Below are 11163 nucleotides of genomic sequence, written 5' to 3'. Positions count from 1 at the left end.
GCAACGCTCTTCTAACCACCCGAATCCGAACAACCCACTTTCGTTTGCTTGGCATGGCCTCCCTACGCGTACCATTTCTGTCGTTTGATGCGCAGCACAGTCCCCTCAAAACCGAGATTTTAGCGGCGCTTGAGCGGGTCTACGATTCGCATTGGTACGTGCTGGGCCAAGAGGTACAGCAATTCGAGCAGGAGTATGCCGCTTTCAACCAAACGGCGCATGCGGTTGGCGTAGCCAACGGCCTCGATGCCCTGGTGCTGTGCTTGCGCGCTCTAGGTATTGGCCCGGGCGACGAAGTTTTGGTGCCCTCCAACACGTACATCGCTACGTGGCTGGCCGCCACCCACGTAGGTGCCACGCCCGTGCCCGTGGAGCCCGACCCCGCCACCAGCAACCTCGACCCCACGCAGTTGCAGGCAGCAATTACCCCCCGCACGCGGGCCATCGTGCCGGTGCACCTGTACGGGCAGGCGTGCCGCATGCGCGAAATCATGGAGGTGGCAGGCCGCAACGGCCTGCACGTGGTAGAGGACAATGCACAGGCCCAAGGCGCCGCGTTCGATGGGCAGCTCACGGGCTCTTTCGGCGACATCAATGCCACCAGCTTTTACCCGGGCAAAAACCTAGGTGCGCTGGGCGACGCAGGCGCCGTGACAACCGCCAACGAGCAATTGGCCCAGCGCGTGCGGGTGCTGCGCAACTACGGCTCGCAGCAGAAGTACTACAACGAAGTGGTGGGCTACAACTCGCGCCTCGATGAACTGCAGGCCGCTGTGCTACGCACCAAACTGCCCTACTTGGCCGCCTGGACTGCGCAACGCCAGCAAATAGCCACTTGGTACCACCGGCACCTCGCCGGCATCGAAGGACTGCGCCTGCCCCACACGGCCCCCGGCGCCACCCACGTGTACCACTTGTACGTGGTGCACCACCCCCGCCGCGACGCCCTGCAGCAGCACCTGGCCCAGGCGGGCGTTGGCACGCTCATTCACTACCCGGTACCGCCGCATCGGCAACAGGCCTACGCCCACACGCCGGCTGCCCGGCTTGCGTTGCCCGTGGCCGAGCAACTGGCCCAAACGTGCTTAAGCTTGCCCTTGTGGCCGGGCATGACGGAGGACCACGTGGCCAGCGTAGCGGCGGCTGTGCGCAGTTTTGGCCAATGATGTCCCGCTGCCCGGCCTTCCAGTAAAGATTACGTACTTCCCGGCTTTATCCGCCCCACGCACCTGCATGCCAAAACTTTCCATCATCGTTCCGTGCTACTACAACCAGGATAACATCCCTGTAACGGTGCAAGACCTGCTGGCAAACGAGGTTAATTTTCCGCCCGAAGTGGAGTTTGAGTACGTGTTTGTGAACGATGGATCGGGCGACGATACCCTAGGTGCCTTGCGCCGCGCGCAGGCCGCGCACCCGGTCAACATCAAAATCGTCGACCTAGCTGCCAACGTGGGCTCCTACAACGCCATCGTGGCTGGCATGGCCCACGCCACCGGCGACTGCCTGTCCATCATCACAGCCGATTTGCAGGACCCGCCCGAGCTGATGGCCCAAATGTACTGCTACTGGCAGCAGGGCATTAAGCTCGTCATCGGCAACCGGCAAGACCGCGCCGAGACCGGCCCCACGCGCTGGTTTGCCCAGGCGTTTCATTGGCTGATGAAGCGCTTGGCCCTGAAAAACATCCCCGACGGCGGCTTCGATTTTGTGTTTTTCGACCGCCAGGTAAACGACGAAGTGGTGCGGCTGCGCGAGCGGAACTCCAACGTGTTTTACCTGATGGTGTGGCTCGGCTTTCCATACGTTACCATTCCGTACGTGCGGCGCAAGCGCAGCATCGGCACCTCGCGCTGGACGCTGTCGAAGAAGATCAAGCTGCTCATCGATTCGCTGCTCTCGTTTTCCTACTTCCCCATCCGGGCCATTTCGGCGGTGGGGCTGGTGCTTGGGGTTATTGCTTTGCTCTACGGCTTCTACATCATCGGGCTTCGCCTGACGAGCCCCAACGAGCCGCCGGGTTGGACGACACTGATGGTGGTAATGCTCTTTGTGTCAGCCTTTCAGATGGTGGCCCTAGGCGTAATTGGCGAGTACGTGTGGCGGGCCCTTGATGCCGCGCGCAACCGGCCCCTGTACGTGGTAAAGCACGTGTACGCCCCCGATGCGCCGGGCCAAAACCCCAGCCCGGAGCACTAAAGTGGCCCCAATAGCTCACCGCCCCGCGCGGGCAGCCAACTGGCTGCCCGCGCGGGGCGGTGAGCTACGTTCGAAAGCAAGCCTATACCTGCGCCACGCTGTTCGGGCCGGTGCCTTTTTGCAGGTTTTTCAGGGCCCTGATGGCCTCCGGCATAGCCAGCGCCAGCGAGGCCAGCGAGGCAATGTTGGCCACTTGGCAGTAAAAGCAAAGCTTTTTGTTTTCGGCCCATTCCTCTTGCGCCAACTTCATGTTGGTCAGCACATCGCTCAGGATTTTGCCCCCCATCAGCAGCGGCAGCCAGGGCTTGTTGAGCGCGCGGCTTTTGCCCCCGGCCGAGGCCAGCGCCGTGGTAATGCCGTAGGTTACTATCATGCCGGCCGCGTCGGGCGTATCGAGGCGCTTGTAGGCGTAGTTGGAGGCGTCCACTTTGTCGGAATCGAATACATCGAGGGGCGGATCGGGCAGGTGCTTGATGATGCCGGTTTGGTAGAGCGTTACGATCTGACCTAGGGCGGCACCCAGCAACGACAAGCCGATAATCCAGCGGCGGCGCGTGAGGTCGGGCGTTTTCTCGAGGCGTAATTCCTGACTGAGTTGGTGCGGATCCATTGAGCCAAAAGGTTAAAATTGAAACAACGTGCTTGGTTGGGGTACGCACCCGCCCGGCATTGGTTGGGCGCCGAGGGGTTTTGCTCGGGCCCACGCCTGCGCCCGCAACCCTAGGTGCCCGCGCCCCCGGCCGGCCCGGGCAGGCACCTCCGCTGCTACCGCGCGGGCCTCAAAACGCTTCGCCGAAGGCAATGTAGAAGCCGCTGTTGCCGCCCTGGCCAACGGCGTAATCGAGGCGCAGGTTGATGTTTTCGCGGCGGTCCATCAGAAACCGCAGCCCCCCGCCCACGGTGGGCTTCAGCTCACCTAGGCCAAACCCGCCGAGGTTGCGGGCCACTTGCCCGCCGCCTGCAAACGCCACCGCACCTAGGCGCTTGTACACCGGAAAGCGCAGCTCGGCCTGCGCGGCGGCGTACTGCCGGTCGCGGAAACGGCCGCGGTAGTAGCCGCGCATGTCGGCGTCGGAGCCGAGCAGCGCCAGCATCCGGAACGGCGGCTCGCCGGCACTGAAAATACCCGACAACTGTCCGGCCAGCACCACCCGCTTACTCAGGGGCAGGTACCGGCGCACATCAAGTTCGTAACGGGTAAACCGGAAGTCGCTGCCCAGCCACCCGCCAAAAAAGGTTTGCGCGAAGCGGGCGTAGCCGCGCCGCTGCGGGTTCAGCAGGTTGTCGCGGCCGTCGTACACCAACTCGTAGCCCGCCCCGCTGGATGTGCCGCCCCGGCTGCCTACGGCCTGCCCGTGCTCGAGCAAGCCGCCCGCCGCCGGCCGCACGCCATACAGGTGTTGCAGCTGCACCCGCGGGCCCGCAAACACGTACGTGCGCAGCTTGCGCAATGCGGTGGCGCGCACCTCCACGCGGCGGCTGTCTACCAGCTCCTTGGCCGATTCGGGGGCGTTGTTGCCCACTCCCCAGAAGTATTCCGGAAAGCGCAGGTAAGCTACGGCTCCTTGGCTGAGGTACTGTTCGCGGCGCAGCAGCACCGTCCATTCGCCGCTAAAAATGCGTTGCCGGTTTTGGGTGAAGTTTACCTCGAGCTTGGCGTTGGAGGTGCGCGTGAGCGTATCGCGCGGGTACAGGCGCAACGTAAACAGGGCCACGGCCCCTAGGTAGCCGCGGGTTTCGGGAGAGTAGCCAATGGCCGGAACCGGCAGCACGCCCACGCGCCGCACTTTTGCCGTATCGGCGGGCCAGGCGGGCGCCGCGTAGGCCGGCTTCGCCATCAGGAGGCCGCCGAGCCCAACGGCCCCGGCGGCATTAAGCACCCACGGCCGCATCAGGGCTGCACCTGCGGTTTGGGGGCGGCCAAGTAGCGAGCGGCGCGTGGGTGCGCCAACCAGGCCGCCAGGCTTAGGCAAGCTGCGCAAATCAGCAGCCCCAAGGCCTCGCGCGCGTCTTCCACCGTGGTGTTGGGGTTCATGGGGCCGGTTACGCCGTCAAAGCGGTTTGGCCACCACCACGCACTCAGCCCTAGGTACGCCAGCGCCAGCAGGCCCGGCACCCAGCGCGGCAGCGGGCGGGCGGCGGCCCAAGCCAAGGTAGCCGCCGGCAGCAGGTACAGCGTCACCCACAGCAGCGGATCGGGGTCGTTGAGTTGCAGGGCGGCAAACACCACGAGCAGCAGGCTGAGGGTGCCAAATAAGTAGCGGTTGCGCATAAAAAGCCGGGCTGGGTACAGCGGCAGTACGCTGGGCGCCTAGGTAAGGATGCAACGGGCAAACGCGCGGCACAACATCGGCTCGGCTGCCGCAGTATACCTACCCATTGCCCCGTTGTTTTACCCTCCCGAAGCGCTGTATATGAAGGACTTTACGCCTCTGAAGCGGGCCTTTGCGCCGCTTGCTTTTGTGCTGCTGGCGACTACCAGCGGTTGTTACAAGCTGCGCGGCCACTACGGCGGCACTCAAACATTTGAGCCCCTGGCCCGGCGCGTGGAGGCCACCGACGTAGCGGTACCGGCCGGCTACCGCGTGGAGGCAGTGGCGCAGGGCCTTACTTATCCCACCGGCATTGCATTCGACGAGCGCGGCACGCCCTATGTGCTGGAAGCGGGCTACTCGTACGGGGAGGTTTGGACGGCACCGCGCCTGCTGCGCCTGGAGGCCGGCGGCCGCACCAGCGAGGTGTACGTGGGCGGCAAAAACGGCCCCTGGACGGGCGTAACGTACCACGACGGCGCCTTTTACATCTCGGAAGGCGGCCAACTGGAGGGCGGCCGCATACTGCGGGTTTCGCCGCAAGGCCAGATGAGCGTTGTTGTAGACAAGCTACCCAGCTACGGCGACCACCACACCAACATGCCCGTGGTGGGCCCCGATGGCTACCTGTACTTCGGGCAGGGCACGGCCACCAACTCTGGCGTGGTAGGCCCCGACAACGCCGATTTCGGTTGGCTGACGCGCCGCCGCGACTTTCACGACATTCCGTGCCAGGATATTACCCTGACGGGCGAAAATTTCGTGTCGGAAAACCCGCTCACCGAAGCGAAGGAAGATAAAATTACCACCGGTGCCTACGTGCCGTTTGGCACCACTACCACCAAGGGGCAAGTTGTAAAGGGCCAGCTGCCGTGCACCGGCGCCATCATGCGCGTGCCCTTGCGCGGCGGGCAACCCGAGCTGGTAGCCTGGGGGCTGCGCAACCCTTTTGGCCTGGCTTATTCGCCCGATGGGCGGCTGTTCACGACCGAAAACGCTTACGATACCCGCGGCTCGCGGCCCGGCTATGGCTGCGGCGATGTGCTTTGGGAAATTAAGCCCGGCGCTTGGTACGGCTTTCCCGATTACTCGGCCGGCCAACCCATGAACACCTCCGATTACGAAACGCCCAAAAACGACCCCAAATTTCTGCTGGCCAAGCACCCGCAGCAGCCACCCAAGCCCGCCGCCGTGCTGGGCGTGCACTCGTCGTCGAACGGCTTTGATTTTTCGCGCGCCGCTGCTTTCGGGCACGTAGGCGAGGCGTTTGTGGCGCAGTTCGGCGACATGGCCCCTGAGGTAGGCCGCGTGTACGGCCCGGTGGGCTACAAAGTGGTGCGCGTAAACCCCGCCACCGGCGCCGTAGAGGATTTCGTGGTGAACAAAGGCCGCACCAACGGGCCGGCTTCCGAAATCAGCAGCGCCGGCTTGGAGCGCCCCGTCGCGGCCCGCTTCGACCACAGCGGCAAAGCCCTTTACGTAGTCGATTTCGGCGTGATGCCCATGACGGAGCAAGGCCCAAGCCCCCGCAAGCAAACCGGCGTGGTCTGGAAAATAACCAAAGAGTAATCTGCCCCCTACGCACCCATCTAACCCGACCCTGGAGCTATGAAACGAGTTGTAAACGCATGGTGGGCGCCGGCCCTGCTCGGCTTGGCGTTGGCCGCTTGCACCACCGCCCGCCGGAGCGAGCCCCTAGGTGGCGCGCTCAACCTAGCCGGCAATGCCCAAATGCAGCGCGGGCATTTGGTTTACATGCAAAACTGCCAGAAGTGCCACCCCGGCGGCGAAGCCGGAGCGGGCCCTGCGCTCAACAACGTACCGCTGCCGGGCACAGCTTTGCGTTTCCGCATTCGCAGCCGGGCGTTTTTTGCCGGTGTGGGCCGGATGCCGTCCTTCAAAAAGCACGAAATATCGCCCGAGCAGCTCGATGATCTGGTGGTGTACATGAAAGCCCTGCGCCGCACCGAACCCGAAAAAGCCCTAACCAGCGGCCCCGTGCGGGCCCCAAAAAGCAAATAACGCTGCGCGGGCAGTTTCCTAACTTGCGGGCATGATTCCGCTTCCCGAAACCCCGCGTCTGGCGTTGCGTCGTATTAGCCCGGCAGATTTTGAGGTGTATTTCCGGCTGAACACCGATCCGCACATAATGCGCTACACTGGCCCGCCCAAAAGCGAGGAAGTGGTGCGGCAGTACCTTGCCAACATGGCCGCCGATTACGAGCGTTGGCCCGATATGGGCCGCTTCCTGACGGTTGAAAAAGCTTCGGAAAACGTAGTAGGCTTGCACCTGCTCAAACCGCTCGATCAGACCGAAATGATCGAGGTCGGTTATCGGTTGTTGCCAGAGTACTGGGGCCGCGGCTACGCCACCGAAATGGCCCAAGCATTGGTGCAGTATGGGTTCAGTGAGTTGAATTTGCCGCAAATTGTGGGGGTTACCTTGCCCGCCAATGTGGCCTCGCAGCACGTGCTCGAAAAGTGCGGCCTGCGCTACCAGAAGCAGGAATTCTACTACGGTTTCGAGCAGCGCTTTTACGCAGCCGACAACCCCACTTTACCAACTCCCAAATAGCCACCGCGTGCCTATGCCCAGCCAGCTGCTGATGGTTGTCGAAAACACCTTGCACTTGCCCGGACTGGGCCTGCTAGCCTTGCCCGGGCGGCAGCACCAACCAAGCCTGCGCCGGTTTCCGATTCACGCCAACCTGGAGGTGGAACTGCGCTTTGCCAACGGGCACACCCTAACGGTGCCTGCCTCGGTAGAAGAGCTGCAGCGCCCGGCCGACGACCCAGGCCCCGATCAGCAAGCCGATTACGTGCTGCTCATCGAATCGGACGATGTGGGCGCGCTGCCCGGCGGCACAACGGTATGGGTAAGCCAAACCTGGATTGAAATTTACCACCTCTAGCTGCAAGCCCTCCGTTGCCACCTATTGCCTTGCCCGAAACCGAGCGCCTGGCGCTGCGCCAGCTCACCCTCGCCGACCTCGATACCTTGTACCGCCTCGATTCTGACCCCGAGGTGATGCGCTACATCATTCCGCCGCGCACCTACGAAGGCACCCGCGAGTACCTGGAGGAGCTAATTGCCAATTACGAGAAGTTTCCGGGCCTGGGGCGTTGGGCCGTCATCGAGAAAAGCACGGGCGCATTTGTGGGCGTGCACGTGCTCAAACACCTCGAGGCCTCGGGGTATATCGAAATAGGCTACCGTTTCTTTCCGGAGTTTTGGGGCCGCGGCTACGCCACCGAAATGACCCGTGCCTTGCTGCGCTACGGCTTCCAGGACCTAGGGCTGCAGCAAATCGTAGGCGTAACGCACCCCGAAAACCTGGCCTCGCAGCACGTGCTCGAAAAGTGCGGCCTGCGCTACCAGCACATGGCCGAGTTTTACGGTGGGCCTGTGCGGTTTTATACCCTAGAGCAGCCGGCCCCGGCCCCGCAATCAGCCATTGGCGCTAGTTGATTATAAAGCCAGTGCCAACGCATTACTCCCTGGCTTAGGCTATTTTTACGTTTAATGAGTTACCCCGCTGCCGCCACGCCTTCTGCCCTTGCTTCTGCTTCCGAGGCCCTTTCGCTTCAACCCTTTTTGCGCCAGGCCGCGCAGGATTTGCTAGGCCGCTTCTCGGGCAATGAGTTATCCGATTTGGTGGTGGTGGTGCCCACGCGCCGCGCTGTGGTGTACCTGAAAAACGAGCTGGCCCTGGCTGCTCCCAAAGGCGAAGCCATCTGGAGCCCTAGGGTGGCCTCGATGGAGGACTACATGGTGGAGCTGGCCGGCGTGCAGGTAGAGGAGCCCATTGCCTTGCAGCTCTTGCTGTTCGACATCCTGCGGGAGCTCGACCCGAAGCTTGATTTTGACCTCTTTACGGGCTGGTCGCGGTTGCTGCTCGATGATTTTTCGGCCCTCGACCAGAACCTGGCCGACCCGGCCGGTTTGTTTGAGTACCTCTCCGAAGCCAAGGCGCTGGAGCGCTGGGACCTTACCGATACGCCCACGCCGGCTTCGGCCACGGCTGCGTGGTTCCGTTTCTGGGACGACCTCGAGAAAGTCTACCGCCGCCTGCGCCGCCGCCTCAAAGACCAAGCCCTCGCCTACCCCGGCCTGGCCTACCGCTTGGCCGTCGACCGCATGCAGCAACGCTTGCAGGACAACCCCGCCCAGGTGCCGCAGCACATCTTCCTAGGTCTGGGCACGTTGTCGCGCGCGGAGCAGTACCTCATCCGCTTGCTGCTCAAGCAAGCCAAGGCCGAAGTACGCTTCGACACCGACCGGTTTTACCTCGATGGCGAGTCGCCGAACCGGGCCGGCTTGCCCTTCCGCCGCATTGCCGATTACCTCGACCTAGGGCCCGCCGCCTTTGGCTTTGCCGAAACCGGCTCCGAGGATTTGCTGCGCACCCTGCCCCGCCAGATTCGCCTGATTGGCGTGGCCAATAACTCCATGCAGGGCAAAGTTGCGGGCCAGCTGGTAGCGGAGGCACTGCAAACCGCACCCAAGGCTTCGGTGGCCGTGGTGCTGCCCGACGAAACCCTGCTGCTGCCCGTGCTGCACGGCTTGCCGCCCGAGCAGGTGCCGCAGTTCAACGTAACCATGGGCCTGAGCTTCCGCAGCACACCTTTGTTCAACCTCATCGATCTGCTGTTTGAGGTGCACCTAACGGGCGTGCGCGAGGGCGAAACCGGACCCGATTACGGCGTGCGGCGCTACCACCACCTCACGGTTAGCAAGCTGCTGGCGCACCCCTTTTTGCGGCGCTACGAGCAGTGGCTCGACCGCCAGCCCGATCAGCAGCAGTACCACGGCGTGCTCGACGACATTTGCCGGCAGATTGTGAAGCGCAATGCCGTGCTGCTCTCCGAAGACGAGTTGCGCGACCTAGGGCGGCACCACCCGCTGGTGGAGGCCTTATTCCGACCCTGGCGCAACTGCGACGACGTGGTGCGCGCCTGCTACGAAGTAATTGATTTACTGCGCGATGTGTACCGCCAGGAGCACACCGCCATCGAGGCCGAGTACCTGTACCTGTTCTACACGCTCGTACGCCAGCTCGATTCGGCTTTCGATTGCCGCGAGCAGCGCCCCTCGGTGCGCTCGTTCCGGCGCTTTTTGTACGAGCAAATGGGCCGCACGCGCCTGCCCTTTTCGGGCGAGCCAATTGCGCAGGTGCAGGTAATGGGTTTGCTCGAAACCCGTGCCCTCGATTTCGACCACGTCATCATCCTGAGTTGCAACGAGAACATCCTGCCCGCGCCCAAGCGCAACACCTCGTTGTTCCCCTACGACGTGCTCACCAAGTACGGCATGCCCACCTACGCCGAGCACGAAGCCGCCACTTCGCACCAGTTCTGGCGCTTGTTGCAGCGGGCCAAGCGCGTCGATCTGGTGCATATCCTGCCGGGTTCGGAGGGCGTACAGGCCGGCGAGCGAAGCCGCTTTTTGCTGCAGATCGAAAACGACCTCCGCATCCAAAACCCCAACCTCGAACTGCTCGACCTGACCGCTTCGGCCACGGTTACGCCCGAAGGGTTTGAGGTGGGCGGCGAAGTAGCCCGCGGCTCGGCTACCGCGCCCACAAACCAGGTGCCGCTTGGCCAGCACCTGACAACTGGTAACCGACAACTGACAACTCAAAAATACGAAGGCGACCTGGTGCTGGAGAAAGATTGGGAGATGCTGGGCGCCATCCGGGGCTTGCTCGAGCGGGGCTTGTCGGCCTCGGGCCTGAACCAGTTTCTTACCTGCTCGCTGCAGTTCTACTTCTCGCGGGTGGCCAAATTTCAGGAGCAGGAAACCGTGGCCGAAGACCTAGGCGCCGACGTGTTCGGCACCGCTGTGCACTACGTGCTGGAGGAGTTGATGCGGCCTTACGTGACGGACGGCCGCGCCATTTCCGCCGACGACGTGGAATCGTGGAAGCCGCGGGTGGCCGATTTGCTGGAGCGTGGCCTCGCCCTCGACGATGGCAACGAAACCACCACCCCGCACCAACAACTCCCCGACGAAGGCCTCAACCACGTGCTGCGCGGCGTGGGCCGCCACTTGGTACAGCGTTACCTGGATTCGCTCATTACTCAAATTCAAGCCGATGGCCCGCTGAAAGTAGTAGGCCTCGAAGAGCAGCTCCACGGCACCGTGTTCGTCGAAACCAAAGCCGGCGACCGGGTGGCGGTGCGTCTGATTGGTTTCGCCGACCGCATCGACGAGCTGCCCGACGGCCGCCGCCGCATTATCGACTACAAAACCGGCTCGGTGCACGGTGCCTCGCTTAACCTAATGGGCGGCAGCCGCAGCAAACGCACTCCCGCCGAGGCCATGGAGCGCATGGTAACCGAAGCCGGCGGCGGCACCGACAAAGTGCGGCAGCTTTGGCTCTACCGCCTGATGCTGGCCCAGCGCGGCTACGCCGCTGCCGATGCCGCCATTGTGCCCCTGCGCAGCCCCGACCCCGCCCCGCTTTCCGCCGACCTAGGGTTCATGACCGCCGAGGGCCAGCTGTTCGAGGAAACCAGCCAGCAGGTACTTACCCGCCTGGTCGACCGCATGCTTGACCCCCAGGAGCCCATCCGCAAAACCGACGACTTGAATGTGTGCCAATGGTGTCCTTATAAGGGCATTTGTGCGCGGTAGTTGTTTACGGTTTAA

11 protein-coding genes are annotated in these 11163 nt (G+C 63.1%); 8 read left to right on the top strand and 3 right to left on the bottom strand.

Annotated features, from left to right (window positions below):
• Positions 1 to 53 precede the first annotated feature (53 nt).
• Together D3Y59_RS03515 and D3Y59_RS03510 are read left to right on the top strand one after the other, a co-directional pair.
• Positions 54 to 1166 carry a DegT/DnrJ/EryC1/StrS family aminotransferase gene (locus D3Y59_RS03515; RefSeq protein WP_119443800.1) on the top strand — a complete coding sequence of 371 codons (1113 nt, stop codon included), beginning with the start codon at positions 54 to 56 and terminating at the stop codon, positions 1164 to 1166.
• 67 nt (positions 1167 to 1233) lie between these two features.
• A complete protein-coding gene (locus D3Y59_RS03510; protein WP_119443799.1) occupies positions 1234 to 2199 on the top strand; it encodes a glycosyltransferase family 2 protein in 966 nt (321 codons plus the stop codon).
• Between the two features lie 82 nt (positions 2200 to 2281).
• Here D3Y59_RS03510 and D3Y59_RS03505 read toward each other — a convergent pair whose 3' ends face one another.
• The 3 genes from D3Y59_RS03505 to D3Y59_RS03495 form a co-directional block, all read right to left on the bottom strand.
• Positions 2282 to 2809 (bottom strand): vitamin K epoxide reductase family protein, encoded by a 528-nt coding sequence (locus D3Y59_RS03505; RefSeq protein WP_119443798.1) that lies wholly within the window; start codon positions 2807 to 2809, stop codon positions 2282 to 2284.
• Positions 2810 to 2978: 169 nt separating this feature from the next.
• Positions 2979 to 4037: a BamA/TamA family outer membrane protein gene (locus tag D3Y59_RS03500; protein ID WP_162910515.1), complete on the bottom strand. Its 1059-nt coding sequence runs from the start codon at positions 4035 to 4037 to the stop codon at positions 2979 to 2981.
• Between the two features lie 53 nt (positions 4038 to 4090).
• Positions 4091 to 4471: a transmembrane 220 family protein gene (locus D3Y59_RS03495; protein WP_119443796.1), complete on the bottom strand. Its 381-nt coding sequence runs from the start codon at positions 4469 to 4471 to the stop codon at positions 4091 to 4093.
• 115 nt (positions 4472 to 4586) lie between these two features.
• On the opposite strand from D3Y59_RS03495, the gene D3Y59_RS03490 reads away from it, so the two are divergent.
• Genes D3Y59_RS03490 through D3Y59_RS03465 form a run of 6 tightly spaced genes read left to right on the top strand, consistent with a single transcriptional unit; the run spans position 4587 to position 11148 of the window.
• On the top strand, positions 4587 to 6080 hold the full coding sequence (locus D3Y59_RS03490; RefSeq protein WP_240410497.1) for a PQQ-dependent sugar dehydrogenase: 1494 nt from the start codon (positions 4587 to 4589) through the stop codon (positions 6078 to 6080).
• A gap of 39 nt (positions 6081 to 6119) precedes the next feature.
• Positions 6120 to 6533: a c-type cytochrome gene (locus D3Y59_RS03485; protein ID WP_119443795.1), complete on the top strand. Its 414-nt coding sequence runs from the start codon at positions 6120 to 6122 to the stop codon at positions 6531 to 6533.
• Positions 6534 to 6564: 31 nt separating this feature from the next.
• On the top strand, positions 6565 to 7086 hold the full coding sequence (locus tag D3Y59_RS03480) for a GNAT family N-acetyltransferase (RefSeq protein ID WP_119443794.1): 522 nt from the start codon (positions 6565 to 6567) through the stop codon (positions 7084 to 7086).
• 13 nt (positions 7087 to 7099) lie between these two features.
• A complete protein-coding gene (locus D3Y59_RS03475; RefSeq protein ID WP_119443793.1) occupies positions 7100 to 7423 on the top strand; it encodes a hypothetical protein in 324 nt (107 codons plus the stop codon).
• A gap of 29 nt (positions 7424 to 7452) precedes the next feature.
• Positions 7453 to 7980, top strand: coding sequence for a GNAT family N-acetyltransferase (locus tag D3Y59_RS03470; RefSeq protein ID WP_162910514.1), 528 nt, complete (start codon positions 7453 to 7455; stop codon positions 7978 to 7980).
• Positions 7981 to 8034: 54 nt separating this feature from the next.
• Positions 8035 to 11148, top strand: a complete 3114-nt coding sequence (locus D3Y59_RS03465; RefSeq protein WP_119443791.1) for a PD-(D/E)XK nuclease family protein — start codon at positions 8035 to 8037, stop codon at positions 11146 to 11148.
• Positions 11149 to 11163: the final 15 nt, after the last annotated feature.

Origin of the sequence: Hymenobacter oligotrophus, assembly GCF_003574965.1 — a bacterium.
Taxonomy (GTDB): Bacteria; Bacteroidota; Bacteroidia; order Cytophagales; family Hymenobacteraceae; genus Solirubrum; species Solirubrum oligotrophum.
This window is presented reverse-complemented; position numbering and strand designations above follow the sequence as displayed.